This window comes from Streptomyces sp. JK94, from assembly GCF_053613315.1.
In genome coordinates this window covers 87,240-112,625 of record NZ_JBSICH010000014.1, presented here as the reverse complement: position 1 = coordinate 112,625, position 25,386 = coordinate 87,240, and the positions used below count along the sequence as shown (strand labels likewise).

The window sequence follows — 25,386 nt, the reverse complement described above, 5'->3', positions numbered from 1 at the left end:
GCGCTGCGCCGGGGCCGCCGCCTCGCGATCGACGTGGGGGACGCCCGTATCGGGGTCGCTTCGTGCGACCCCGACGGGATCCTCGCCACCCCGGTCGAGACCGTCCCCGGCCGCGACGTCCCGGCGGCGCACCGGCGCCTGAGGCAGCTGGTCGAGGAGTACGAGGCGATCGAGGTCGTCGTCGGGCTCCCCCGTTCCCTCAAGGGGGGCGAGGGCCCGGCCGCGGTCAAGGTCAGGGGCTTCGCGCAGGAGCTGGCCCGCGGCATCGCGCCCGTCCCGGTGCGACTCGTCGACGAGCGGATGACGACGGTGACCGCCGGCCAGGGGCTGCGCGCCTCGGGAGTGAAGTCCAAGAAGGGGCGGTCCGTCATCGACCAGGCCGCCGCTGTGATCATCCTCCAGCAGGCACTGGAATCCGAACGGGTGTCAGGCACAGCGCCCGGCGAGGGCGTCGAAGTGGTCATCTGATCGCGATACGGTAACGTTCCGCGCGATGCGGAGGCATTCGAACAGCCACCGCACAGCAAGAGGCGGAACGGGAGCCGGCCACCCCCATGACGGGCCGCGCGCGCCGCCGCCTCGCGGCTCTAGGGGATCGATGACTGAGTATGGCCGGGGCCCAGGCTCCGAACCGTGGCATCCGGAGGACCCGTTGTACGGGGACGGCGGATGGGGCGGACAGCAGGCCCAGGAGGGCCGGCAGTCCCCCTACGGCGGCCAGCCACAGCAGTATCCGGAGCAGCAGCAGTCGCAGCAGCAGTACGGCGACTGGGGTGACGGCGGCCAGTCCGCCTACGGTCAGCAGCCGCAGTACGACCAGTACGGACAGCAGCGTCCCGAGCCGCAGTACGACCAGTACGGGCAGCAGCAGTACGACCAGCAGCAGTACGACCAGCAGTACGCGTCCCAGCAGCACCAGCAGGGTTACGGCGACGGAGGCTGGGACACCGGTGGGCACCCCCACACGCAGTACCCCGCCGACCCGGCCGACCCCTACGGCCAGCAGGCCGCCGCCTACGGCGCGGAGCAGCCCGACTTCTACGGCACTCCGGAGGCGTACCCGCCGCCGGAACCGCCCGCCCGTCGGCGTACCGAACCCGAGCCGGAGCGCACCGACTGGGACCCGGGGCCCGACCAGGGAGAGCACGCCTTCTTCGCGGGCGGGGACGACGGCGACGATTCCGACGACGGCGCCGGCGACGGCCGCGGTGACCGCAGGGGGCGGGGCGGCAAGCCCAGGAAGCGCCGCAACGGATGCGCGTGCCTGGTGGTCTGCCTCGTGCTGGGCGGTGGCGTGGCGGGAGTCAGCTACTTCGGTTACCAGTTCTACCAGGATCGGTTCGGCGCGGCTCCGGACTACGCGGGCGACGGCAACGGCGAGCAGGTCATCGTCACCATCCCCAAGGGAGCCGGCGGCTCGACGATCGGCCAGGAACTCAAGCGCAAGGGTGTGGTGAAGAGCGTCGACGCCTTCATCGCCGCCCAGCAGAGCAACCCCCGGGGCAAGAGCATCCAGGACGGCGCCTACACGCTGCAGAAGGAGATGTCGGCCGAGAGCGCGGTCGAACTCCTGCTCAGCCCCGAGAGCCGCAGCAACCTCATCATCGCCGAGGGCAAGCGCAACGTCGACATCTACAAGATGATCGACAAGCAGCTCGGGGTGGACGAGGGCACCACGGCCAAGGTCGCCGAGACCGAGTGGAAGAACCTCGGTCTGCCCGACTGGGCGGTCAACCACGAGGACGTGAAGGACCCGCTGGAGGGCTTCCTCTACCCGTCGAGCTACTCGGCGGCCGAGGGCCAGAAGCCCGTGGACGTGCTGAAGCAGATGGTGGCTCGGGCCGACGAGCAGTACGAGAAGATCGGACTCGAGGAGAAGGCGGAGGGCCTCGGTCTCGAGGGTCCGTGGCAGTTGCTCACGGTGGCGAGCCTGGTGCAGGCGGAGGGCAAGACGCACGAGGACTTCCGCAAGATGTCCGAGGTCGTCTACAACCGGCTCAAGCCCACGAACACCGAGACCAACCAGAAGCTCCAGTTCGACTCGTCCTTCAACTACCTGAAGGGCCAGAGTGAGATCCACATCAGCGAGTCCGAGATCAACAGCAACTCGGACCCGTACAACACCTACTTCCACCGGGGCCTGCCGCCCGGACCCATCGGAAATCCCGGCGAAGAAGCCCTGCGAGCGGCGCTGAATCCCACGAAGGACGGCTGGATCTACTTCGTGGCCACCGACGGCGTGAGCAAGACCGAGTTCGCCAGGACACACGACGAGTTCCTGAAACTGAAGGACAAGTTCGATGCCAGCTCGGGCAACTGACCCCCGCCGGGCCGCCGTGCTCGGCTCGCCGATCGCCCACTCGCTCTCCCCGGTCCTGCACCGCGCCGCCTACGCCGAGCTGGGCCTCGCGGGCTGGACGTACGACCGCTTCGACGTCGACGAGGCGGCCCTGCCGGGCTTCCTCGACGGGCTCGGCCCCGAGTGGGCGGGGCTGTCGCTCACCATGCCGCTCAAGCGGGCGGTCATCCCGCTGCTCGACGGGATCAGCGAGACAGCGGCCTCCGTGGACGCGGTGAACACCGTGGTGTTCACCCCGGACGGCCGCAGGACCGGCGACAACACCGACATCCCCGGCATGGTCGCCGCCCTGCGCGAGCACGGCGTCGAGAAGGCCGAGACCGCCGCGATCCTCGGCGCCGGCGCCACCGCCTCCTCAGCCCTGGCCGCGCTCGCCCGGGTCTGCACCGGCGAGATCGCCGTCTACGTGCGCAGCGAGGCGCGCGCCGCCGAGATGCGGGGCTGGGCCGAACGGCTGGACGTCGCCGTGCGCATCGCGGACTGGGCGGACGCCGAGGAGGCGCTGCGCGCCCCGCTGGTCGTCTCCACCACCCCGGCCGGCACCACCGACGCGCTCGCCGCCGCCGTGCCCGAGATGCCCGCCACCCTCTTCGACGTGCTCTACGACCCGTGGCCGACCACGCTCGCCGCCCGCTGGTCGGCCCACGGCGGCGCCGTCGTCAGCGGCCTCGACCTGCTGCTCCACCAGGCGGTGCTCCAGGTGGAGCAGATGACGGGCAGCCCAACGGCCCCGCTCGCGGCGATGCGGGCCGCCGGGGAGCACGCGCTCGCGGGGAAGTGAGGACGGGCCGCCCCCGCGCCCGGTGCGGTGGTCTCCCGGCGGCCCCGCGCGCCCGTCCGTCCAGCGGACCGATTCCGGTCCGTACCTCCGGACGTGGGAGGATCGGAGGCGGCGGGCCGGGGCCGCGCACCCGCACCGCCGTCGCCGTACGCACAGGGCGTACGCGGGCACACCGGGGCGCGAGCACTGAGGAGCACCGTTGAGCAGGTTGCGCTGGCTGACCGCGGGGGAGTCCCACGGTCCCGCACTCGTCGCGACGCTGGAGGGACTGCCCGCCGGCGTACCGATCACCACGGACATGGTGGCGGACCACCTGGCGAGGCGGCGGCTCGGCTACGGGCGCGGCGCGCGGATGAAGTTCGAGCGGGACGAGGTCACCTTCCTCGGCGGCGTCCGGCACGGGCGCACCCTCGGCTCCCCGGTCGCGGTCATGGTCGGCAACACCGAGTGGCCGAAGTGGGAGCAGGTCATGGCGGCCGATCCGGTGGACCCGGAGGTGCTGGCAGGTCTGGCCCGCAACGCCCCGCTGACCCGGCCCCGCCCCGGCCACGCCGACCTCGCGGGCATGCAGAAGTACGGCTTCGACGAGGCCCGGCCGATCCTGGAGCGCGCCTCCGCGCGGGAGACGGCCGCCCGGGTGGCCCTCGGCGCCGTGGCGCGGTCGTACCTGAAGGAGACCGCCGGCATCGAGATCGTCAGCCACGTCGTGGAACTGGCGGCGGCCAAGGCGCCGTACGGCGTGTACCCGACGCCGGCGGACGTGGAGAAGCTGGACGCCGACCCGGTGCGCTGCCTCGACGCGGACGCCTCGAAGGCGATGGTCGCGGAGATCGACCAGGCCCACAAGGACGGCGACACCCTCGGCGGCGTGGTCGAGGTGCTGGCGTACGAGGTGCCGGTCGGACTCGGCTCGCACGTGCACTGGGACCGCCGGCTGGACGCCCGGCTGGCCGCCGCCCTCATGGGCATCCAGGCCATCAAGGGCGTCGAGGTCGGCGACGGCTTCGGCCTGGCCCGGGTGCCCGGCTCGCAGGCGCACGACGAGATCCTCACCGGCCCCGACGGCATCAGGCGGGCCACCGGCCGTTCCGGCGGCACCGAGGGCGGGCTGACCACCGGTGAGCTGCTGCGCGTCAGGGCGGCGATGAAGCCGATCGCGACCGTGCCGCGCGCCCTGCGGACCGTGGACGTCGCCACCGGCGAGGCCGCGCAGGCCCACCACCAGCGCTCCGACGTGTGTGCGGTACCCGCCGCCGGCATCGTCGCCGAGGCGATGGTCGCCCTGGTCCTGGCGGACGCGGTGGCGGAGAAGTTCGGCGGCGACAGCGTGCCGGAGACGCGCCGCAACGTGCGGTCGTACCTCGACAGCCTGGCCATCCGATGAGCACGCCGCTGATCGTCCTGGTCGGCCCGATGGGTGTCGGCAAGTCCACGGTCGGGCAGCTGCTGGCCGAGCGCCTCGGTACCGGCTACCGGGACACCGACGAGGACATCGTCGCCGCCCAGAGGCGGACCATCGCCGAGATCTTCGTGGACGAGGGCGAGAGCGCCTTCCGGTCCCTCGAGAAGGAGGCCGTGCGGACCGCTCTCACCGAGCACGACGGGGTCCTCGCCCTCGGCGGCGGCGCCGTCCTGGACGCGGACACCCGGACCCTGCTCACCGGCCGACGGGTCGTCTACCTCTCCATGGACGTCGAGGAGGCGGTCCGGCGCACGGGCCTGAACGCCGCCCGCCCCCTGCTGGCGGTCAACCCGCGCAAGCAGTGGCGCGAGCTGATGGAGGCCCGCCGCCACCTCTACGAGGAGGTCGCGACGGCCGTCGTGGCCACGGACGGGCGCGCCCCCGAGGAAGTCACCCGAGCCGTCCTGGACGCACTGGAGTTGAAGGAAGCATGAGCGAGGCAGTCACCCGGATCCAGGTCGGCGGCACGGCGGGGTCCGACCCCTACGAGGTCCTGGTGGGCCGGCAGCTCCTGGGCGAGCTGGGCGGCCTGATCGGGGCCCGGGCCAAGCGGGTCGCGGTGATCCATCCCGAGGCTCTCGCCGAGACCGGTGACGCGCTGCGCGCCGACCTCGCCGAGCAGGGCTACGAGGCCGTCGCCATCCAGGTGCCCAACGCCGAGGAGGCGAAGACCGCCGAGGTCGCCGCCTACTGCTGGAAGGCGCTCGGCCAGTCCGGATTCACCCGCACCGACGTCGTCGTCGGCGTCGGCGGCGGGGCCAGCACCGACCTGGCCGGGTTCGTGGCCGCGACCTGGCTGCGCGGCGTGCGCTGGATCGCCGTCCCCACCACCGTGCTGGCCATGGTGGACGCCGCGGTCGGCGGCAAGACCGGCATCAACACCGCCGAGGGCAAGAACCTCGTCGGCGCCTTCCACCCGCCGGCCGGCGTCCTGTGCGACCTGGCCGCGCTGGACTCCCTCCCGGTCAACGACTACGTCTCCGGACTCGCCGAGGTCATCAAGGCCGGCTTCATCGCCGACCCGGCGATCCTCGACCTGATCGAGTCCGACCCCGAGGCCGCGCGCACCCCGGCGGGACCGCACACGGCCGAGCTGATCGTGCGCTCGATCAAGGTCAAGGCGGAGGTCGTCTCGTCCGACCTGAAGGAGGCGGGCGTGCGGGAGATCCTGAACTACGGGCACACGCTCGGCCACGCCATCGAGAAGAACGAGCGCTACAAGTGGCGCCACGGCGCCGCCGTCTCGGTCGGCATGCACTTCGCCGCCGAACTGGGCCGCCTCGCGGGACGCCTGGACGACGCCACCGCCGACCGCCACCGCAGCATCCTCGAAGCGGTCGGCCTGCCGCTGCACTACCGCTACGACCAGTGGCCCAAGCTCGTCGAGAACATGAAGATCGACAAGAAGTCCCGCGGCGACCTGCTGCGCTTCATCGTCCTGGACGGCCTCGCCAGGCCCACCGTGCTGGAGGGCCCCGACCCGGCCGTCCTCCTCGCCGCCTACGGCGAGGTGGGCGAGTAGTACCCCCGCGCACCATCCGCCCGATTCGCCTTGCCGGACGGGCACTTCGGACCGCCCCCGGCCGTTCACCAAACGACGGCCGGGGGCGGTACCGTTCGGACGGGCGTCCTGCACGCCCTCTAGGGTGTGGGGGAGAGCGGGCGGCCCCTTCCCGCCGTCAGCGCCCATCGCCTGTACGAGACGGAGTGGCACCGGATGCAGCACGCAGTGGGTTCTCCGCTGCCGCCGCCCCATCAGCCGGGGCACGGACCGGCCGTCGGCTGGTCCCCGGCCGCACATCGCCCGGGTCCGGGGGGTTCCGCCCCCGTGCCGCCGCCCGCGGCGCCGGGGTACCCCGTGCAGGTCCCGCCCCCGGTGGCCCCGCACCAGGCCTCGGCTCCTCACCAGGCCCCGGCTCCCCAGCAGGCCCCCGCCGGGCAGCAGGCCCCGGGTCCGCACCCGGCCGCCCCCGTGCCGCCGCCGGAGACCACCGGTCACGTCACGCTGCCGCCCGGCGGCCCCGTGGCCGTGCCCAGCGTGCCGCCCGCCGCGGCCTCCGCACCGGACCCCACCACGACCACCCTCGCGGTGCTGCTGATCGGCCCCGCGGGGGCCGGCAAGACCAGCGTCGCCAAGTACTGGGCGGGCCACCGCCGGGTCCCCACCGCGCACATCAGCCTCGACGACGTCCGCGAGTGGGTCCGCTCCGGCTTCGCCGACCCGCAGACGGGGTGGAACGAGCACTCCGAGGCCCAGTACCGCCTCGCCCGCCGCACCTGCGGCTTCTCCGCACGCAACTTCCTCGCCAACGGCATCTCCTGCATCCTCGACGACGCGGTCTTCCCGGACCGCCCGGTCGTCGGCCTCGGCGGCTGGAAGCGGCACGTCGGCCCCGGTCTGCTCCCGGTCGTCCTGCTGCCGGGCCTGGACGTCGTCCTGGAACGCAACGCCGAGCGCAGCGGCAACCGGCGGCTCACCGACGAGGAGGTCGCCCGCATCCACGGCCGTATGGCCGGCTGGTACGGCTCCGGCCTCCCCATCATCGACAACTCCCAGCTCGACGTACCGGAGACGGCCCGGGTCCTGGACGAGGTCCTCGCCCGCTCCATGGCGAGCCCGCCGAACTGGTGACGAAGGGGACCGGGGCGCCCGCGCGCGGTAGGTGAGGGCCCCTGCCGTCGGCCGGTGCGGATCCGGGCCGGGCGTCACCGCACCTTCGGCGGCACCCTCCACACCCCCCATCCACGTGCCGCACCTCTCCACGCTCGCCGCCCCCCCCCGCAACCCCGCGCGATTGCCGCATCCCCCGGCCGCCCCTGCACCCGGGCCGCCCTGCACCCCGGCCCCCTGCACCCCGGAGCCCCCGCGCCCCCGCACGCTCGCCGCGCCGCCCACTCGGCCTCTCCCGAGCGGCGCGCCCCGAGCGGAGCTCTTACGCTCGGCTCATGTCAGAGGTGTACGCGGCCCGCCGGACGCGCCTACGAGAACGCTGCAACGCGGGCGGCAGCGCGGCGGCGCTCGTCTCCCGACCCGCCAACGTGCACTATCTCGCGGGCGCCGTCCCGCAGGGCGCCGTGCTGCTGCTGGGCAGGACCGACGACCTGCTGGTCTGCTCCGGCCCGCCGGACGACCGGTCGACGGGAGTCCGGCCCGACGAGTCGCTGCCGGTACGCGCGCTGCCCGGACCCGGCGGCGACCCGGCCGTCGCGGCCGCCGGCCTCGCCGCGGCCCAGGGCGCGGAGTCCCTCGCCACGGAGGACCACCACCTCACCGTGGTCCGGCACCGTGCCATGCGCTCGGTCGCCCCCCGGCTGCGCCTGACCGACCTCGGCCAGGCGGTCGAGCAACTGCGGGTGGTCAAGGACGAGGAGGAGATCTCCTGCCTGCGCATCGGCGCCGAGATCGCCGACCAGGCACTCGGCGAACTCCTGGAGTCCATCCTGGTGGGCCGTACCGAGCGGCACCTCGCGCTGGAACTGGAGCGCCGACTGGTCGATCACGGCGCCGACGGTCCCGCGTTCCCCACCTCCGTCGGCACGGGCCCGAACTCGGGGCGCCGCGGCCACCGGCCCACCGACCGCCGGGTGGAGGAGGGCGACTTCCTCTCCGTCTGCCTGGGCGCGACCTACCGCGGCTACCGCTGCGAGATCGGCCGTACGTTCGTCATCGGCACCTCGCCGGCCGACTGGCAGATCGAGCTGTACGACCTCGTCTTCTCCGCCCAGCGGGCCGGCCGGGAGGCCCTCGTACCGGGCGCCGCCTGCCGGGATGTGGACCGCGCGGCCCGGCAGGCACTGGACTCGGCCGGGTACGCGGAGAACCTCCCGGCCCTCACCGGTCACGGGGTCGGACTCGAAATCGACGAGGACCCGCAGTTGGCCCCCGCGGCCATGGGTAAACTGGACGCTTGTGTGCCGGTCACCGTCGAACCGGGGGTCCACCTCCCGGGCCGGGGCGGGGTCCGGATCGATGACACACTCGTCGTGCGCCCCGAGGCGGACGGCGGGCCCGAGCTACTCACCATCACGACCAAGGAGCTGCTCGCGCTCTAGCCTCGCGCTGTGCGCATGCCTGCACCGGGGTCGTCCACGTCAGTCCAGTCCAGGAGATTCCGCAACCGTGGCTTCCACGAACGACCTCAAGAACGGCATGGTGCTCAAGCTCGAAGGCGGCCAGCTCTGGTCCGTCGTCGAGTTCCAGCACGTCAAGCCCGGCAAGGGCCCGGCCTTCGTGCGCACCAAGCTCAAGAACGTGCTTTCCGGCAAGGTCGTCGACAAGACCTTCAACGCCGGCGTCAAGGTCGAGACGGCCACTGTCGACAAGCGTGACATGCAGTTCTCGTACATGGACGGCGAGTACTTCGTCTTCATGGACATGGAGACCTACGACCAGCTGCACGTCGACCGCAAGGCCGTCGGCGACGCCGCCAACTTCCTGATCGAGGGCTTCACCGCCACCGTCGCCCAGCACGAGGGCGAGGTGCTCTTCGTCGAGCTGCCGGCCGCCGTCGAGCTGGTCATCCAGGAGACCGAGCCGGGCGTCCAGGGCGACCGCTCCACCGGCGGCACCAAGCCCGCCACCCTGGAGACCGGTCACCAGATCAACGTCCCGCTCTTCATCACCACCGGTGAGAAGATCAAGGTCGACACCCGCACGAGCGACTACCTCGGCCGGGTGAACAGCTAACCGTGGCTGCCCGCAACACGGCCCGCAAGCGCGCCTTCCAGATCCTCTTCGAGGGCGATCAGCGCGGCGCCGACGTCCTGACGGTCCTCGCCGACTGGGTCCGGCACTCCCGGTCCGACACCCGGCAGCCGCCGGTGAGCGAGTACACGATGGAGCTGGTCGAGGGCTACGCCGAGCGTGCCCGGCGCATCGACGAGCTCATCGCCCAGTACTCGGTCGGCTGGACGCTGGACCGCATGCCGGTCGTCGACCGCAACATCCTGCGTCTCGGGGCGTACGAGCTGATCTGGGTCGACGCGACCCCGGACGCCGTCGTCCTGGACGAGATGGTGCAGCTGGCGAAGGAGTTCTCCACGGACGAGTCGCCCGCGTTCGTCAACGGCCTGCTCGGCCGGCTGAAGGACCTCAAGCCCTCGCTGCGCCGCGACGACGAGAGCTGAGCAGCGCCCCGGGAGAGACCCACCATGCCGGAGGGCCCACAGCACACCGCTGTGGGCCCTCCGGCGTTCCCGCCCGTCTCGCCGGCCCGCCGCAGGCACGAAGAAGCCGCCGGGGTGGGCCAGGAACCAAGGGTGCCGCAACCCCCGTAACTACTTTCCTCTCGGAAAAAAGAGTCGGTGGGGGGGATGGAACCCAGGGTCCCCCCCCCCCCCTGGCGGCACGTTTCTGCTGAGCCGGCCGCGGCTCAGAGCTCCTCGTGGGACGCCACCGCGCGACGCGCGTCCGCGTCCAGAACACCCCAGCTGATCAACTGCTCGGTCAGGACCGAGGGCGACTGGTCGTAGATGACGGCGAGCGTGCGCAGGTCGTCCTGGCGGATCGAGAGCACCTTGCCGTTGTAGTCGCCGCGCTGCGACTGGATCGTGGCCGCGTAGCGCTGCAGGGGGCCCGCCTTCTCGGCCGGCACCGTGGCCAGCCGCTCCAGGTCCAGGACCAGCTTCGGCGGCGGCTCGGCGGCACCGCCCGGGGTGGTGCCCGGCAGCAGCTCCTGCACGGGAACGCCGTAGAAGTCCGCCAGCTCGGCGAGGCGCTGCACGGTCACGGCACGGTCGCCGCGCTCGTACGAACCGACCACGACGGCCTTCCAGCGGCCCTGGGACTTCTCCTCGACACCATGGAGGGAAAGGCCCTGCTGGGTGCGGATGGCCCGGAGCTTGGCCCCGAGCTGTTTGGCGTATTCGCTGGACATATGGCTCCCCGGACAAGGTGTCGACGCGGTCTGCTGTGTTGCCCGCCGCGCGGCTGGTGACTCACTGTGAGGTTACGCAGCGTTACTCTCCCCCGTCAAGCCGGATGGTCCGCACCGATGCTTCCGTGATATCCGCCGCCCATTGCTCCAAGCGGGTGACGTGGAGGCGGTGGAAGGGTGACGGGGGAGTGTCCCGGGGGTCATCGGGGCCCCTCTGTGAGCCTGATACCGTGGGTGACGCACATCCCGACGTCCTTTAAGGTCCGTCCCGTGAGGCGGAGAAGGAGGTCCGTTTCGTATGGACAAGCACGACAGGCGTGACGAGCAGGACACGCAGGCCGACGCACGGTCGGACGCGCGGCCCGTTCTCGAAGGGCCCGACATCGCACGGGTCCTGACCCGCATCGCCCACGAGATCGTCGAACGCGCCAAGGGCGCCGACGACGTGGTGCTCCTCGGCATCCCGACCCGGGGCGTCTTCCTCGCCCGGCGGCTCGCCGACAAGCTCGAGCAGATCACCGAGCGCACGATGCCGGTCGGCTCGCTCGACATCACGATGTACCGCGACGACCTGCGCATGCACCCGCCGCGCGCGCTGGCCCGCACCGAGATCCCCGGTGACGGCATCGACGGCCGCCTGGTCGTCCTCGTCGACGACGTGCTCTTCTCCGGCCGCACCATCCGCGCCGCCCTCGACGCGCTGGGCGACATCGGCCGTCCGCGCGCGGTGCAGCTCGCGGTCCTCGTCGACCGGGGCCACCGCGAACTGCCCATCCGCGCCGACTACGTCGGCAAGAACCTCCCGACGTCGCTGCGGGAGACGGTCAAGGTCCAGCTCGCCGAGGAGGACGGTCGCGACACCGTGCTGCTCGGTGCCAAGCCGGCCGCCCCGGGCGCCCACCCGTAACCCTTCGCGCACGCGCCCAGCCGCGCCGTACGCCCGCTCGGTGCGCCCGCACGCGTGCCCGGCCGCCCGAATTATCCCGCTCTTCCGCATGAATCGCCCTACGGAGCCTGACAGATGCAGCGTCATCTCATCTCGGCCGCCGACCTCACCCGCGACGACGCCGTCCTGATCCTCGACACCGCCGAGGAGATGGCCCGGGTCGCCGACCGGCCGATCAAGAAACTGCCGACCCTGCGCGGCCGTACCGTCGTCAACCTCTTCTTCGAGGACTCCACCCGGACCCGGATCTCCTTCGAAGCCGCCGAGAAGCGCCTGTCCGCGGACGTCATCAACTTCACCGCCAAGGGCTCCAGCGTCTCCAAGGGCGAATCCCTCAAGGACACCGCCCAGACCCTGGAGGCCATGGGCGTCGACGCCGTCGTCATCCGGCACGGCGCCTCCGGCGCCCCGTACCGCCTGGCCACCTCCGGCTGGATCGACGCCCACGTCATCAACGCCGGCGACGGCACCCACCAGCACCCCACCCAGGCCCTGCTGGACGCCTTCACCATGCGCCGCCGCCTGGTCGGCCGCGACGCCGGGCTCGGCAAGGGCCTCGACGGCCGGCGGATCACCCTGGTCGGTGACGTCCTGCACAGCCGCGTCGCCCGCTCCAACGTCGACCTGCTGCACACCCTCGGCGCCGAGGTCACCCTGGTCGCCCCGCCCACCCTGCTGCCGGTCGGCGTCGGGACCTGGCCCTGCGAGGTCTCCTACGACCTGGACTCCACGCTCCCCGGGTCCGACGCGGTGATGCTGCTGCGCGTGCAGCGCGAGCGGATGAACGCCGCGTTCTTCCCGACCGAGCGCGAGTACTCCCGCCGCTACGGCCTCGACGGCGACCGCATGGCGAAGATGCCCGAGCACGCCATCGTCATGCACCCCGGCCCGATGGTCCGCGGCATGGAGATCACCGCCGAGGTCGCCGACTCCGACCGCTGCACCGTCGTCGAGCAGGTCACCAACGGCGTCTCCATCCGGATGGCCGTCCTCTACCTGCTGCTCGGCGGCAACGAACCCGCCGTCTCCCACGCCCGCCCCACCGAGGAGAAGTAAGACAGATGAGCAAGACCCTGATCCGCGGTGCGAAGGTGCTCGGTGGCCGGCCGCAGGACGTGCTGATCGACGGCGCGACCGTCGCCGAGGTCGGCACCGGCCTGTCCGCCGAGGGCGCCGAGGTCGTCGAGGCCGGCGGCAAGGTGCTGCTGCCCGGCCTGGTCGACCTGCACACCCACCTGCGCGAGCCCGGCCGCGAGGACTCCGAGACCGTCCTGACCGGCACCCGCGCGGCGGCGAGCGGCGGCTACACCAGCGTCTTCGCCATGGCCAACACCTTCCCGGTCGCCGACACCGCCGGCGTCGTCGAGCAGGTCTGGCGGCTCGGCGAGGAGTCCGGCTACTGCGACGTGCAGCCCATCGGCGCCGTCACCGTCGGCCTGGAGGGCAGCAAGCTCGCCGAGCTGGGCGCCATGCACGAGTCCGCGGCCGGCGTCACCGTCTTCTCCGACGACGGCAAGTGCGTCCACGACGCCGTGATCATGCGCCGCGCCCTGGAGTACGTGAAGGCCTTCAACGGGGTCGTCGCCCAGCACGCCCAGGAGCCGCGCCTCACCGAGGGCGCCCAGATGAACGAGGGCGTCGTCTCCGCCGAGCTGGGCCTCGGCGGCTGGCCGGCCGTCGCCGAGGAGTCGATCATCGCGCGGGACGTGCTCCTCGCCGAGCACGTCGGCTCCCGCGTCCACATCTGCCACCTGTCGACGGCGGGCAGCGTCGAGATCGTCCGCTGGGCCAAGTCCCGGGGCATCGACGTCACCGCCGAGGTCACCCCGCACCACCTGCTGCTCACCGACGAGCTGGTCCGGTCGTACGACCCGGTCTACAAGGTCAACCCGCCGCTGCGCACCGAGCGCGACGTCATGGCCCTGCGCGAGGCGCTCGCCGACGGCACGATCGACATCGTGGCCACCGACCACGCCCCGCACCCGCACGAGGACAAGGACTGCGAGTGGGCGGCCGCCGCCATGGGCATGGTCGGCCTGGAGACCGCGCTGTCGGTGGTCCAGGAGACCATGGTGGACACGGGCCTGCTGGACTGGGCCGGCGTCGCCGACCGCATGTCCTTCACGCCCGCGCGGATCGGACGGGCCACCGGGCACGGCCGCCCCGTCTCGGCTGGTGAGCCCGCCAACCTCACCCTCGTCGAGGAGGCATACCGTGGCAGGGTGGACCCCGCAGGCTTCGCCTCGCGCAGCCGCAACACCCCGTACGAGGGGCGTGAGCTGCCGGGCCGTGTGACGCACACGTGGCTGCGGGGCAAGGCCACGCTCGTCGACGGGAAGCTCACGTGACACCTGTAATCCTGCTGGCCGCCGAGAGGGAATCGGCGGAAGTGACCGACTGGGCCGCCCGCATCGGGTGGGTCGTCGGCCTCGGCCTGTTCGTCGCGCTCCTCTACTGGCTGATGCGCGAGGGCTGGAAGTGGCGCAGCACCCTGCAGGGCGACCTGCCGGAGCTGCCCGGCGCGCCGGACGACCCAGGCCCGGTGAGACTGACGATGAGCGGCCGCTACCACGGCTCGACCACCGCCGGTCAGTGGCTGGACCGCATCGTGGCGCACGGCCTGGGCACCCGCAGCCGGGTCGAGCTCACCCTGACGGGCGCGGGACTGGACGTCGTACGCCCCGGCGCGAACGACTTCTTCATCCCCCTCGCCGCGCTGCGTGAGGCCCGCCTCGACAAGGGCATCGCCGGCAAGGTGCTCACCGAGGGCGGCCTGCTCGTCGTCACCTGGGCCCACGGCGACAAGCTGCTCGACTCCGGTTTCCGCTCCGACCGGGCGGCGGAGCACACCGAGTGGGTCGAAACACTGAACGACATGATCAACAAGACGAAACCGGAAGGCGCACGATGACGACCTCCACCAGGGGAGCCGGCAAGGCTCCCGCCGTACTCGTCCTGGAGGACGGCCGGACCTTCCGCGGCCGTGCCTACGGGGCCGTGGGGGCCACGTTCGGCGAAGCCGTGTTCTCCACCGGCATGACCGGATACCAGGAGACCCTCACCGACCCGTCGTACCACCGCCAGGTGGTCGTGATGACCGCCCCGCACGTGGGCAACACCGGCATCAACGACGAGGACATGGAGTCCAGGAAGATCTGGGTCTCCGGCTACGTCGTGCGCGACCCCGCGCGCGTGCCCTCCAACTGGCGCTCGACGCGCACCCTGGACGACGAACTGGCCGCCCAGGGCGTCGTCGGCATCTCCGGCATCGACACCCGCGCCCTCACCCGGCACCTGCGCGAGCGGGGCGCCATGCGCGTCGGGATCTTCAGCGGTGACGCCATCCAGGACGACGCCGCGCTGCTGGCCCGCGTCCAGGAGGCCCCCCAGATGACCGGCGCCGACCTCTCCGCCGAGGTCGCCACCACCGAGGCCTACGTGGTCCCGGCCATCGGCGAGAAGAAGTTCACCGTCGCCGCCGTCGACCTCGGCATCAAGGGCATGACCCCGCACCGCATGGCCGAGCGCGGCATAGAGGTGCACGTCCTGCCGGCGACCGCGAGCGTCGAGGACGTCTACGCGGTCCGGCCCGACGGCGTGTTCTTCTCGAACGGCCCCGGCGACCCGGCCACCGCCGACCACCCGGTCTCCGTCATGCAGGGCGTCCTGGAGCGCGGCACCCCGCTCTTCGGCATCTGCTTCGGCAACCAGATCCTGGGCCGCGCCCTGGGCTTCGGCACCTTCAAGCTGAAGTACGGCCACCGCGGCATCAACCAGCCGGTGCAGGACCGCACGACCGGAAAGGTCGAGGTCACCGCGCACAACCACGGCTTCGCCGTCGACGCCCCGCTCGACAAGGTCTCCGACACCCCCTACGGCCGCGCCGAGGTCTCCCACGTCTGCCTCAACGACAACGTGGTGGAGGGCCTCCAGCTCCTCGACAAGCCGGCCTTCAGCGTCCAGTACCACCCCGAAGCGGCAGCCGGCCCGCACGACGCCGCCTACCTGTTCGACCGCTTCGTTTCCCTGATGGAGGGCCAGCGTGCCTAAGCGCACCGATATCCAGTCCGTCCTGGTCATCGGCTCCGGCCCGATCGTCATCGGCCAGGCCGCCGAGTTCGACTACTCCGGCACCCAGGCGTGCCGCGTGCTGAAGGCCGAGGGCCTGCGCGTCGTCCTGGTGAACTCCAACCCGGCGACGATCATGACCGACCCGGAGATCGCCGACGCCACCTACGTCGAGCCGATCACCCCCGAGTTCGTCGAGAAGATCATCGCCAAGGAGCGGCCCGACGCGCTGCTGCCCACGCTGGGCGGCCAGACGGCGCTCAACACCGCCATCTCGCTGCACGGCAACGGCGTCCTGGAGAAGTACGGCGTCGAGCTGATCGGCGCCAACGTGGAGGCCATCAACAAGGGCGAGGACCGCGACCTGTTCAAGGAGGTCGTCGAAGAGGTCCGCAGGAAGATCGGGCACGGCGAGTCGGCCCGCTCCTACATCTGCCACTCCATGGACGACGTCCTCAGGGGCGTCGAGGAACTCGGCGGCTACCCGGTCGTCGTCCGGCCCTCCTTCACCATGGGCGGCGCCGGCTCCGGCTTCGCGCACGACGAGGAGGAGCTGCGCCGCATCGCCGGGCAGGGCCTCACCCTCTCGCCGACCACCGAGGTGCTCCTGGAGGAGTCCATCCTCGGCTGGAAGGAGTACGAGCTGGAGCTGATGCGCGACAAGCACGACAACGTCGTGGTCGTCTGCTCCATCGAGAACTTCGACCCGATGGGCGTCCACACCGGCGACTCGATCACCGTCGCACCCGCGATGACGCTGACCGACCGCGAGTACCAGGTGCTGCGCGACGTCGGCATCGCGATCATCCGCGAGGTCGGCGTCGACACCGGTGGCTGCAACATCCAGTTCGCGGTGAACCCGGCCGACGGCCGTGTCATCGTCATCGAGATGAACCCGCGCGTGTCGCGCTCCTCGGCGCTGGCCTCCAAGGCGACCGGCTTCCCGATCGCGAAGATCGCGGCCAAGCTCGCCGTCGGCTACACGCTGGACGAGATCCCGAACGACATCACGCAGGAGACCCCGGCCTCCTTCGAGCCGACGCTCGACTACGTGGTAGTCAAGGCTCCGCGATTCGCCTTCGAGAAGTTCCCGTCGGCCGACTCCACCCTCACGACCACCATGAAGTCGGTCGGCGAGGCCATGGCCATCGGCCGCAACTTCACCGAGGCCTTCCAGAAGGCGCTGCGCTCGCTGGAGAAGAAGGGCAGCCAGTTCACCTTCGTCGGCGAGCCCGGCGACAGGGCCGCCCTCCTGGAGGAGGCCGTCCGGCCGACCGACGGCCGGATCAACGTCGTCATGCAGGCCATCCGCGCGGGCGCCACGCCCGAGGAGGTCTTCGAGTACACCAGGATCGACCCCTGGTTCGTCGACCAGCTCTTCCTGATCAAGGAGATCGCCGACGAGCTGGCCGAGGCACCCGAGCTGACCGCCGGCCTGCTCGCCGAGGCCAAGCGGCACGGCTTCTCCGACCAGCAGATCGGCGAGATCCGCGGCCTGCGCGAGGACGTCGTCCGCGAGGTGAGGCACGCGCTCGGCGTCCGCCCGGTCTACAAGACGGTCGACACCTGCGCCGCCGAGTTCGCCGCGCGGACGCCGTACTTCTACTCCTCCTACGACGAGGAGACCGAGGTCGCGCCGCGCGAGAAGCCCGCGGTGATCATCCTGGGCTCCGGCCCGAACCGCATCGGGCAGGGCATCGAGTTCGACTACTCCTGCGTCCACGCCTCCTTCGCGCTCGGCGACGCCGGGTACGAGACCGTGATGGTCAACTGCAACCCGGAGACCGTCTCCACCGACTACGACACCTCCGACCGGCTGTACTTCGAGCCGCTCACGCTGGAGGACGTCCTGGAGATCGTCCACGCGGAGCAGCAGGCCGGACCGATCGCGGGCGTCGTCGTCCAGCTCGGCGGCCAGACCCCGCTGGGCCTCTCCCAGGCCCTCAAGGACAACGGCGTGCCGGTCGTCGGCACCTCGCCCGAGGCCATCCACGCCGCCGAGGACCGCGGCGCCTTCGGCCGGGTCCTGCAGGAGGCGGGCCTGCCCGCCCCCAAGCACGGCACCGCCACCACCTTCACCGAGGCCAAGGCGATCGCCGACGAGATCGGCTACCCGGTCCTCGTCCGGCCCTCCTACGTCCTCGGCGGACGCGGCATGGAGATCGTCTACGACGAGACCCGCCTGGAGGCGTACATCGCCGAGTCGACGGAGATCGGCCCGTCCCGCCCGGTCCTGGTCGACCGGTTCCTGGACGACGCGATCGAGATCGACGTCGACGCCCTGTACGACGGTGAGGAGCTGTACCTCGGCGGCGTCATGGAGCACATCGAGGAGGCCGGCATCCACTCCGGCGACTCGGCGTGCGCCCTGCCCCCGATCACGCTCGGCGGCTTCGACATCAAGCGGCTGCGTGCCTCCACCGAGGGCATCGCCAAGGGCGTCGGCGTGCGCGGCCTGATCAACATCCAGTTCGCGCTGGCCGGCGACATCCTCTACGTCCTGGAGGCCAACCCGCGCGCCTCGCGCACGGTGCCCTTCACCTCGAAGGCGACCGCGGTGCCGCTGGCCAAGGCCGCCGCCCGCATCTCGCTCGGCGCGACCATCGCCGAGCTGCGCGCCGAGGGCCTGCTCCCGGCCACCGGCGACGGCGGCGAGCTGCCGCTGGACGCGCCGATCTCCGTCAAGGAGGCCGTGATGCCGTGGTCCCGCTTCCGGGACATCCACGGCCGCGGCGTCGACACGGTGCTCGGCCCCGAGATGCGCTCCACCGGCGAGGTCATGGGCATCGACTCCGTCTTCGGCACGGCCTACGCCAAGTCGCAGGCGGGCGCCTACGGCCCGCTGCCCACCAAGGGACGCGCCTTCATCTCGGTCGCCAACCGTGACAAGCGCTCGATGATCTTCCCGGCCCGCGAGCTGGTCGCCCACGGCTTCGAGCTGATGGCCACCTCCGGCACCGCCGAGGTCCTGCGCCGCAACGGCATCAACGCCACGGTCGTGCGCAAGCAGTCCGAGGGCACCGGCCCGAACGGCGAGAAGACCATCGTCCAGCTGATCCACGACGGCGAGGTCGACCTCATCGTCAACACCCCGTACGGCACCGGCGGCCGCCTGGACGGCTACGACATCCGTACGGCGGCGGTGGCACGCTCCGTTCCGTGCCTGACGACGGTCCAGGCGCTCGCCGCGGCCGTCCAGGGCATCGACGCCCTCACCCACGGCGACGTGGGGGTGCGCTCACTCCAGGAACACGCCGAGTTCCTGACCGCGGCCCGCGACTAGCACCCCGAGGGGGGCACCGGAAACGGTGTCCCCCTCTTCATGAGGACACTGAGAGATGTACGAACTCTTCTTCCGCCTGGTCTTCACACGGATGGACCCGGAGACCGCCCACCACCTCGCCTTCCGGTGGATCCGCCTCACCGCCCGCGTGCCCGTCCTGCGCACCTTCGTCGCCGCCGTCCTCGCACCCCGGTACGAGGAACTGCGCACCGAGGCCCTCGGCCTGCGGATGCACGGCCCCTTCGGGCTGGCCGCCGGCTTCGACAAGAACGCGGTCGCCGTCGACGGCATGGCGATGCTCGGCTTCGACCACGTCGAGATCGGCACGGTCACGGGGGAGCCCCAGCCGGGCAACCCCAGGAAGCGGCTGTTCCGCCTGGTCCGGGACCGCGCCCTGATCAACCGCATGGGCTTCAACAACGACGGCTCGCTGGCCGTGGCCGCCCGGCTGGCCTCCCGCACGCCGGTCCTCAGGACGGTCGTCGGGGTCAATATCGGCAAGACCAAGGCCGTGCCGGAGGAGGAGGCCGCCGGCGACTACGTGAAGTCGGCCGAGCGGCTGGCGCCGTACGCCGACTACCTGGTCGTGAACGTGTCGTCGCCGAACACGCCGGGCCTGCGCAACCTCCAGGCGGTGGACCACCTGCGTCCGTTGCTGAGCGCCGTCCGCGAGGCCGCCGACCGCGCCGTCACCGCACGGCGCGTGCCCCTCCTGGTCAAGATCGCGCCCGACCTCGCCGACGAGGACGTCGACGCGGTCGCCGACCTGGCCGTGGAACTGCGGCTGGACGGCATCATCGCCACCAACACCACCATCGCCCGCGAGGGGCTCGGCCTCACCTCCTCGCCCGCCCTCGTCCAGGAGACCGGCGGACTGTCCGGAGCCCCCCTCAAGGCGCGGTCCCTTCAGGTGCTGCGCCGCCTCTACGCGCGCGTGGGCGACCGGATCACCCTGGTGGGCGTCGGCGGCATCGAGACCGCCGAGGACGCCTGGCAGCGCATCCTGGCCGGCGCCACGCTGGTCCAGGGCTACAGCGCCCTCGTCTACGAGGGGCCCTTCTGGAGCCGCTCCGTCCACAAGGGGCTCGCCGCACGGCTGCGGCAGAGCCCGTACGCCACCCTCGCCGACGCGGTCGGCGCCGACGTGAGGAAGAACGCATGACGGTACTCGAGCCCTTCGGAGCCCGGCTGCGTCACGCGATGGACGAACGCGGCCCGCTGTGCGTCGGCATCGACCCGCACGCCTCCCTGCTCGCCGAGTGGGGCCTGACGGACGACGTGGCCGGTCTGGAGCGCTTCAGCCGCACCGTCGTGGAGGCGGTGGCCGACCGGGTGGCCGTCCTCAAGCCGCAGAGCGCCTTCTTCGAACGCTTCGGTTCGCGCGGCGTCGCCGTCCTGGAGAAGACGGTGGCGCAGGCCCGGGCGGCCGGCGCGCTGGTCGTCATGGACGCCAAGCGCGGCGACATCGGCTCGACCATGGCCGCCTACGCCGAGTCGTTCCTGCGCGCGGACGCCCCGCTGTTCTCCGACGCGCTCACCGTCTCGCCGTACCTCGGCTACGGCTCCCTGGGGCCGGCCGTGGACACGGCGCGCGAGAGCGGCTCGGGCCTGTTCGTGCTGGCGCTGACCTCCAACCCGGAGGGCGGCGAGGTCCAGCACGCGGTGCGGTCCGACGGGCGCGGTGTCGGCGCGACGATGCTGGCGCACCTGGCCGCCGAGAACGCGGGGGAGGCGCCCCTCGGCTCCTTCGGCGCGGTGGTCGGCGCCACCCTGGGCGACCTGTCGTCGTACGACCTGGACATCAACGGCCCGCTCCTGGCTCCCGGCATCGGTGCCCAGGGAGCCACCCCCGCGGATCTGCCGCGGGTCTTCGGCCGCGCGGTGCGCAACGTCGTTCCCAACGTCAGCCGGGGTGTTCTGCGTCACGGACCCGATGTGACCGCGTTGCGCACGGCCGCGGACCGTTTCGCTGAGGAGATCCGGACCGCGGTCACGGCGGCCTGAGTCCGGATACATCCGCGAATCCGATGCGTTTTGTCCTGAATGTCCGGCCTGGCAGAGGCTGACCAGGACTTTTCCGCTGTTCTCGCTGACTCTGGAGGACTTGGACGCTAGTCTCCGGGAAGAGTCAACGGGCGAGCGTGTTGCTCGTAGCTCCCCTGGTGTGGGGCGACTAGGTTCCTCACCGGTCCGTATCCGACAGTTCGACATCCGAGGTGACGTAGGCGTGGCTCTTCCGCCCCTTACCCCTGAACAGCGCGCAGCCGCGCTCGAAAAGGCCGCCGCGGCTCGCCGGGAGCGGGCCGAGGTCAAGAATCGACTCAAGCACTCCGGCGCCTCCCTCCACGAGGTCATCAAGCAGGGCCAGGAGAACGACGTCATCGGCAAGATGAAGGTCTCCGCCCTCCTCGAGTCCCTGCCGGGCGTGGGCAAGGTCCGCGCCAAGCAGATCATGGAGCGACTGGGCATCTCCGAGAGCCGCCGCGTGCGGGGGCTCGGCTCCAACCAGATCGCCTCCCTGGAGCGAGAGTTCGGCAGCACCGGCAGCTGAGTCCGGACCACTCCCGGATTGCTGGAATAATCGCTGCATGGCTGCAACACCCCGGGGGACGTCCCCCGTACCCCCGGACGCACGTCCGCGGCTGACCGTGCTCTCCGGCCCCTCGGGGGTCGGCAAGAGCACGGTCGTCGCTCATATGCGCAAGGAACACCCCGAGGCGTGGCTGTCGGTCTCGGCCACGACCCGCAGGCCGCGCCCCGGCGAGCAGCACGGCGTCCACTACTTCTTCGTCACCGACGAGGAGATGGACAAGCTGATCGCCAACGGCGAGCTGCTGGAATGGGCCGAGTTCGCCGGCAACCGCTACGGCACGCCGCGCGCGGCCGTACTGGAGCGCCTGGAGGCCGGTGAGCCGGTGCTCCTGGAGATCGACCTCCAGGGCGCCCGGCAGGTCCGCGCGTCCATGCCGGAGGCCCAGCTCGTGTTCCTGGCTCCGCCCTCCTGGGAGGAGCTGGTGCGCAGGCTCACCGGTCGGGGGACCGAACCGCCGGAAGTGATCGAGCGCCGCCTCGCCGCGGCCAGGGTCGAGCTGGCGGCCGAGCCCGAGTTCGACCAGACCCTGGTCAACACCTCCGTCGAGGACGTGGCCCGCGAGCTGCTAGCCTTGACGAACGTCGTGTGACCGCGGCCGGCCCACTGGTCGCCACCGACCGGCACAGGCCGGTCAACCGGACGGTCGCCCGACTGCATCTTTCCCATCCATCGGAAGGTAGAGCGTGTCCTCTTCCATCTCCGCGCCCGAGGGCATCATCAACCCGCCGATCGACGAGCTCCTCGAGGCCACGGACTCGAAGTACAGCCTCGTGATCTACGCGGCCAAGCGGGCCCGCCAGATCAACGCGTACTACTCGCAGCTCGGCGAGGGCCTCCTCGAGTACGTCGGTCCCCTCGTCGACACCCACGTCCACGAGAAGCCGCTCTCGATCGCCCTGCGCGAGATCAACGCGGGGCTGCTGACCTCCGAGGCCATCGAAGGTCCGGCGCAGTAGTACCGCAGCATCGGCGGTAGTATTTTCAGCCTGAAGCTGACTTTTCCACAGGCCCGGCAGAGCGACTGCCGGGCCTGTGGTGTGTGATGGGGGCGTACGTTCTTCCGTTCGGGCGTACGTTCGTCGAGGCCGGGGAGAGACGATGGACAAGCCCAAGGTCGTTCTGGGGGTCAGCGGCGGCATCGCCGCGTACAAGGCCTGCGAGCTGCTGCGCCGCTTCACGGAGTCGGGGCACGAGGTCCGGGTCGTTCCCACCGCCTCGGCGCTGCACTTCGTCGGCGCGGCCACCTGGTCCGCCCTCTCCGGCAACCCGGTCTTGACCGAGGTGTGGGACGACGTCCACGAGGTCCCGCACGTGCGCATCGGTCAGCGCGCCGACCTGGTCGTCGTCGCCCCGGCCACCGCCGACCTGCTCGCCAGAGCGGCCCACGGCCTCGCCGACGACCTCCTCACCAACACGCTGCTCACCGCCCGCTGCCCCGTCGTCCTCGCCCCCGCCATGCACACCGAGATGTGGGAGCACCCGGCCACCCGGGAGAACGTGGCGACGCTGCGCCGCCGCGGCGCCGTCGTCGTCGAGCCGGCCGTCGGCCGCCTCACCGGCGTCGACACCGGCAAGGGCCGGCTGCCGGACCCGGGTGAGATCTTCGAGGTGTGCCGCCGGGTCCTCGCCCGCAGCGTGGCCGGGCCCGACCTCGCCGGGCGGCACGTCGTCGTCAGCGCCGGCGGTACCCGCGAGCCCCTCGACCCGGTCCGCTTCCTCGGCAACCGCTCCTCGGGCAAGCAGGGCTACGCCCTCGCCCGCACCGCCGCCGCCCGGGGCGCCCGGGTCACGCTGGTCGCGGCGAACGCGTCGCTTCCCGACCCGGCCGGCGTGGACGTGGTCCCGGTGGGGACCGCGGTGGAATTGCGGGAGGCGGTGCTGCGCGCCGCGGCGGACGCCGACGCCGTGGTGATGGCCGCGGCGGTCGCGGACTTCCGCCCGGCGACGTACGCGGCCGGGAAGATCAAGAAGGAGGACGGCCGGGAACCCGCGCCGATCACCCTGGTGCGCAACCCGGACATCCTCGCGGAGGTCGCCGCGGAGCGGGCGCGCGAGGGACAGGTGGTCGTCGGCTTCGCCGCCGAGACCGACGACGTCCTCGCCAACGGACGGGCCAAGCTGAAGCGCAAGGGCTGCGACCTCCTCGTGGTGAACGAGGTGGGGGAACGCAAGACCTTCGGCTCCGAGGAGAACGAGGCCGTGGTCCTCGGCGCCGACGGCAGCGAGACCCCGGTGGCACACGGACCCAAGGAGGCGCTCGCCGAAACGGTGTGGGACCTCGTGGCGGAACGGCTCGGCTGAATGACCCGTTCACTCCACGGACCTCGCGAACGCCGGGCATTCGAGCGTGGCGACCCTGGCCAACGGCGCCGCGTTCTGGGCAGAATGCCCGTGCCGCAGGTCACAGCCCTTCCGAGAGACGAGACGGGTGGGCCTGGGGCGGAGCGCGACCGATAAACTGTTGTCGGACGTCGCCGGGTGCAGCTCCCCGTGCCGTCCACCAATGATCAGCCAGCAGCCGCTGCAACCCCAGGGAGCGTTGTGTCCCGTCGCCTGTTCACCTCGGAGTCCGTGACCGAAGGTCACCCCGACAAGATCGCTGACCAGATCAGCGACACCATTCTCGACGCGCTTCTGCGTGAGGACCCGGCTTCCCGGGTCGCCGTCGAAACCCTGATCACCACCGGCCTGGTGCACGTGGCCGGCGAGGTCACGACCAAGGCCTACGCGGACATCGCCACGCTGGTCCGCGGCAAGATCCTGGAGATCGGCTACGACTCCTCCAAGAAGGGCTTCGACGGCGCGTCCTGCGGCGTCTCGGTCTCGATCGGCGCACAGTCCCCGGACATCGCGCAGGGTGTCGACACGGCCTACGAGAACCGGGTCGAGGGCGACGAGGACGAACTGGACCGGCAGGGCGCCGGCGACCAGGGCCTGATGTTCGGTTACGCGTCCGACGAGACGCCGACGCTGATGCCGCTGCCGGTCTTCCTGGCGCACCGCCTGTCCAAGCGCCTGTCCGAGGTCCGCAAGAACGGGACGATCCCGTACCTGCGCCCGGACGGCAAGACCCAGGTCACCATCGAGTACGACGGCGACAAGGCCGTCCGCCTCGACACGGTCGTCGTCTCCTCCCAGCACGCGAGCGACATCGACCTGGAGTCGCTGCTCGCCCCCGACATCAAGGAATTCGTCGTCGAGCCGGAGCTGAAGGCACTGCTCGAGGACGGCATCAAGCTCGACACGGAGAACTACCGCCTCCTGGTCAACCCCACCGGCCGTTTCGAGATCGGCGGCCCGATGGGTGACGCCGGCCTGACCGGCCGCAAGATCATCATCGACACGTACGGCGGCATGGCCCGTCACGGCGGCGGCGCCTTCTCCGGCAAGGACCCGTCCAAGGTCGACCGCTCCGCCGCGTACGCGATGCGCTGGGTCGCCAAGAACGTCGTCGCCGCGGGCCTGGCCGCCCGCTGCGAGGTCCAGATCGCCTACGCCATCGGCAAGGCCGAGCCGGTCGGCCTGTTCGTGGAGACCTTCGGCACGGCCAAGATCGACGCCGAGAAGATCGAGAAGGCGATCGACGAGGTCTTCGACCTCCGCCCGGCCGCCATCATCCGCGACCTCGACCTGCTCCGCCCGATCTACGCCCAGACCGCCGCGTACGGCCACTTCGGCCGTGAGCTTCCCGACTTCACCTGGGAGCGCACGGACCGGGTGGACGCGCTGCGGCAGGCGGCGGGGCTGTAGGGCCCCGAGGCGTTCAGCACGGCGGTACGACGCAGGGCCCGGTGTTCCCGGTGGGGACGCCGGGCCCTGCGCGTGCCGTCACCCGGCCCGCGAGTGTGCCGGGGAGGCGCTGACACGTACTCCTGCGCGGTGCGAGCGCGTCACCACGGGTGTGTGCCGCGGTGCGCGTGCGGGACCGTGGGTTCGCGTTCCGTCGCCGGCGGGTGCGGTGCGGCCGTCCGGTCCGGGGCCGGACCCCACCGTCGCCGTCGCACCCCGGTGCCGCACG

24 protein-coding genes are annotated in these 25,386 nt (G+C 71.6%); 23 read left to right on the top strand and 1 reads right to left on the bottom strand.

Annotated elements, in window-relative coordinates:
* Positions 1–3: 3 nt before the first annotated feature.
* From ruvX to nusB, 10 genes are all read left to right on the top strand, one after another.
* Positions 4–468, top strand: a complete 465-nt coding sequence (ruvX, locus tag ACVV2G_RS13665) for a Holliday junction resolvase RuvX (RefSeq protein ID WP_453843088.1) — start codon at positions 4–6, stop codon at positions 466–468.
* Positions 469–598: 130 nt separating this feature from the next.
* Positions 599–2,320, top strand: a complete 1,722-nt coding sequence (gene mltG / locus ACVV2G_RS13660; RefSeq protein WP_453842947.1) for an endolytic transglycosylase MltG — start codon at positions 599–601, stop codon at positions 2,318–2,320.
* Positions 2,301–3,140 (top strand): shikimate dehydrogenase, encoded by an 840-nt coding sequence (locus tag ACVV2G_RS13655; RefSeq protein ID WP_453842946.1) that lies wholly within the window; start codon positions 2,301–2,303, stop codon positions 3,138–3,140. Before mltG ends, ACVV2G_RS13655 begins: the two co-directional genes overlap by 20 nt.
* A 199-nt stretch (positions 3,141–3,339) precedes the next feature.
* On the top strand, positions 3,340–4,524 hold the full coding sequence (gene aroC, locus ACVV2G_RS13650; RefSeq protein WP_453842945.1) for a chorismate synthase: 1,185 nt from the start codon (positions 3,340–3,342) through the stop codon (positions 4,522–4,524).
* The gene (locus ACVV2G_RS13645; RefSeq protein ID WP_453842944.1) at positions 4,521–5,036 is read left to right on the top strand and encodes a shikimate kinase; all 516 of its coding nucleotides are present in this window, start codon (positions 4,521–4,523) and stop codon (positions 5,034–5,036) included. The genes aroC and ACVV2G_RS13645 overlap by 4 nt, the downstream gene beginning before the upstream one ends.
* The gene (gene aroB, locus ACVV2G_RS13640) at positions 5,033–6,124 is read left to right on the top strand and encodes a 3-dehydroquinate synthase (RefSeq protein WP_453842943.1); all 1,092 of its coding nucleotides are present in this window, start codon (positions 5,033–5,035) and stop codon (positions 6,122–6,124) included. The genes ACVV2G_RS13645 and aroB overlap by 4 nt, the downstream gene beginning before the upstream one ends.
* 195 nt (positions 6,125–6,319) lie before the next feature.
* Positions 6,320–7,234, top strand: a complete 915-nt coding sequence (locus tag ACVV2G_RS13635) for a Pro-rich N-terminal domain-containing protein (protein ID WP_453842942.1) — start codon at positions 6,320–6,322, stop codon at positions 7,232–7,234.
* 314 nt (positions 7,235–7,548) lie between these two features.
* Entirely contained in the window at positions 7,549–8,655 is a 1,107-nt protein-coding gene (locus ACVV2G_RS13630; protein WP_453842941.1) for an aminopeptidase P family protein, read from the top strand.
* 67 nt (positions 8,656–8,722) lie between these two features.
* On the top strand, positions 8,723–9,289 hold the full coding sequence (gene efp / locus ACVV2G_RS13625) for an elongation factor P (protein WP_095933031.1): 567 nt from the start codon (positions 8,723–8,725) through the stop codon (positions 9,287–9,289).
* Between the two features lie 2 nt (positions 9,290–9,291).
* Complete coding sequence (gene nusB / locus ACVV2G_RS13620; RefSeq protein WP_453842940.1) at positions 9,292–9,729, top strand: transcription antitermination factor NusB; 438 nt, start codon at positions 9,292–9,294, stop codon at positions 9,727–9,729.
* Positions 9,730–9,974: 245 nt separating this feature from the next.
* Here the strand turns inward: nusB and bldD are convergent, their stop codons facing one another.
* On the bottom strand, positions 9,975–10,478 hold the full coding sequence (gene bldD / locus ACVV2G_RS13615) for a transcriptional regulator BldD (protein ID WP_007447547.1): 504 nt from the start codon (positions 10,476–10,478) through the stop codon (positions 9,975–9,977).
* Between the two features lie 298 nt (positions 10,479–10,776).
* On the opposite strand from bldD, the gene pyrR reads away from it, so the two are divergent.
* The 13 genes from pyrR to metK all read left to right on the top strand — a co-directional run bounded on the left by pyrR (position 10,777) and on the right by metK (position 25,118).
* Complete coding sequence (pyrR, locus tag ACVV2G_RS13610; RefSeq protein ID WP_453842939.1) at positions 10,777–11,385, top strand: bifunctional pyr operon transcriptional regulator/uracil phosphoribosyltransferase PyrR; 609 nt, start codon at positions 10,777–10,779, stop codon at positions 11,383–11,385.
* Between the two features lie 114 nt (positions 11,386–11,499).
* Positions 11,500–12,480: an aspartate carbamoyltransferase catalytic subunit gene (locus tag ACVV2G_RS13605; RefSeq protein WP_453842938.1), complete on the top strand. Its 981-nt coding sequence runs from the start codon at positions 11,500–11,502 to the stop codon at positions 12,478–12,480.
* Positions 12,481–12,485: 5 nt separating this feature from the next.
* The gene (locus tag ACVV2G_RS13600; protein ID WP_453842937.1) at positions 12,486–13,772 is read left to right on the top strand and encodes a dihydroorotase; all 1,287 of its coding nucleotides are present in this window, start codon (positions 12,486–12,488) and stop codon (positions 13,770–13,772) included.
* Entirely contained in the window at positions 13,769–14,335 is a 567-nt protein-coding gene (locus ACVV2G_RS13595; RefSeq protein ID WP_453842936.1) for a PH-like domain-containing protein, read from the top strand. Before ACVV2G_RS13600 ends, ACVV2G_RS13595 begins: the two co-directional genes overlap by 4 nt.
* Positions 14,332–15,474 (top strand): glutamine-hydrolyzing carbamoyl-phosphate synthase small subunit, encoded by a 1,143-nt coding sequence (gene carA, locus ACVV2G_RS13590; protein WP_453842935.1) that lies wholly within the window; start codon positions 14,332–14,334, stop codon positions 15,472–15,474. Before ACVV2G_RS13595 ends, carA begins: the two co-directional genes overlap by 4 nt.
* Positions 15,467–18,775, top strand: coding sequence for a carbamoyl-phosphate synthase large subunit (carB, locus tag ACVV2G_RS13585; RefSeq protein WP_453842934.1), 3,309 nt, complete (start codon positions 15,467–15,469; stop codon positions 18,773–18,775). The genes carA and carB overlap by 8 nt, the downstream gene beginning before the upstream one ends.
* Before the next feature lie 55 nt (positions 18,776–18,830).
* On the top strand, positions 18,831–19,937 hold the full coding sequence (locus ACVV2G_RS13580; RefSeq protein ID WP_453842933.1) for a quinone-dependent dihydroorotate dehydrogenase: 1,107 nt from the start codon (positions 18,831–18,833) through the stop codon (positions 19,935–19,937).
* Positions 19,934–20,779, top strand: a complete 846-nt coding sequence (gene pyrF, locus ACVV2G_RS13575; RefSeq protein WP_453842932.1) for an orotidine-5'-phosphate decarboxylase — start codon at positions 19,934–19,936, stop codon at positions 20,777–20,779. Before ACVV2G_RS13580 ends, pyrF begins: the two co-directional genes overlap by 4 nt.
* A 223-nt stretch (positions 20,780–21,002) precedes the next feature.
* A complete protein-coding gene (locus ACVV2G_RS13570; protein ID WP_003977346.1) occupies positions 21,003–21,326 on the top strand; it encodes an integration host factor in 324 nt (107 codons plus the stop codon).
* Between the two features lie 37 nt (positions 21,327–21,363).
* A complete protein-coding gene (gene gmk, locus ACVV2G_RS13565; RefSeq protein ID WP_453842931.1) occupies positions 21,364–21,957 on the top strand; it encodes a guanylate kinase in 594 nt (197 codons plus the stop codon).
* 94 nt (positions 21,958–22,051) lie between these two features.
* Positions 22,052–22,324, top strand: coding sequence for a DNA-directed RNA polymerase subunit omega (gene rpoZ, locus ACVV2G_RS13560; protein WP_003977348.1), 273 nt, complete (start codon positions 22,052–22,054; stop codon positions 22,322–22,324).
* Positions 22,325–22,466: 142 nt separating this feature from the next.
* Entirely contained in the window at positions 22,467–23,669 is a 1,203-nt protein-coding gene (gene coaBC / locus ACVV2G_RS13555) for a bifunctional phosphopantothenoylcysteine decarboxylase/phosphopantothenate--cysteine ligase CoaBC (protein WP_453842930.1), read from the top strand.
* A gap of 240 nt (positions 23,670–23,909) precedes the next feature.
* Complete coding sequence (gene metK, locus ACVV2G_RS13550; protein WP_453842929.1) at positions 23,910–25,118, top strand: methionine adenosyltransferase; 1,209 nt, start codon at positions 23,910–23,912, stop codon at positions 25,116–25,118.
* The last annotated feature ends 268 nt before the right edge of the window (positions 25,119–25,386 follow it).

Bases quoted from the DNA above. Each gene is read 5' to 3' on its own strand.
- mltG (WP_453842947.1), top strand. From the start codon at position 599: ATGACTGAGTATGGCCGGGGCCCAGGCTCCGAACCGTGGCATCCGGAG.
- ACVV2G_RS13655 (WP_453842946.1), top strand. From the start codon at position 2,301: ATGCCAGCTCGGGCAACTGACCCCCGCCGGGCCGCCGTGCTCGGCTCG.
- ACVV2G_RS13645 (WP_453842944.1), top strand. From the start codon at position 4,521: ATGAGCACGCCGCTGATCGTCCTGGTCGGCCCGATGGGTGTCGGCAAG.
- aroB (WP_453842943.1), top strand. From the start codon at position 5,033: ATGAGCGAGGCAGTCACCCGGATCCAGGTCGGCGGCACGGCGGGGTCC.
- ACVV2G_RS13635 (WP_453842942.1), top strand. From the start codon at position 6,320: ATGCAGCACGCAGTGGGTTCTCCGCTGCCGCCGCCCCATCAGCCGGGG.
- ACVV2G_RS13630 (WP_453842941.1), top strand. From the start codon at position 7,549: ATGTCAGAGGTGTACGCGGCCCGCCGGACGCGCCTACGAGAACGCTGC.
- bldD (WP_007447547.1), bottom strand. From the start codon at position 10,478: ATGTCCAGCGAATACGCCAAACAGCTCGGGGCCAAGCTCCGGGCCATC.
- pyrR (WP_453842939.1), top strand. From the start codon at position 10,777: ATGGACAAGCACGACAGGCGTGACGAGCAGGACACGCAGGCCGACGCA.
- ACVV2G_RS13605 (WP_453842938.1), top strand. From the start codon at position 11,500: ATGCAGCGTCATCTCATCTCGGCCGCCGACCTCACCCGCGACGACGCC.
- ACVV2G_RS13600 (WP_453842937.1), top strand. From the start codon at position 12,486: ATGAGCAAGACCCTGATCCGCGGTGCGAAGGTGCTCGGTGGCCGGCCG.
- carA (WP_453842935.1), top strand. From the start codon at position 14,332: ATGACGACCTCCACCAGGGGAGCCGGCAAGGCTCCCGCCGTACTCGTC.
- ACVV2G_RS13580 (WP_453842933.1), top strand. From the start codon at position 18,831: ATGTACGAACTCTTCTTCCGCCTGGTCTTCACACGGATGGACCCGGAG.
- pyrF (WP_453842932.1), top strand. From the start codon at position 19,934: ATGACGGTACTCGAGCCCTTCGGAGCCCGGCTGCGTCACGCGATGGAC.
- gmk (WP_453842931.1), top strand. From the start codon at position 21,364: ATGGCTGCAACACCCCGGGGGACGTCCCCCGTACCCCCGGACGCACGT.
- coaBC (WP_453842930.1), top strand. From the start codon at position 22,467: ATGGACAAGCCCAAGGTCGTTCTGGGGGTCAGCGGCGGCATCGCCGCG.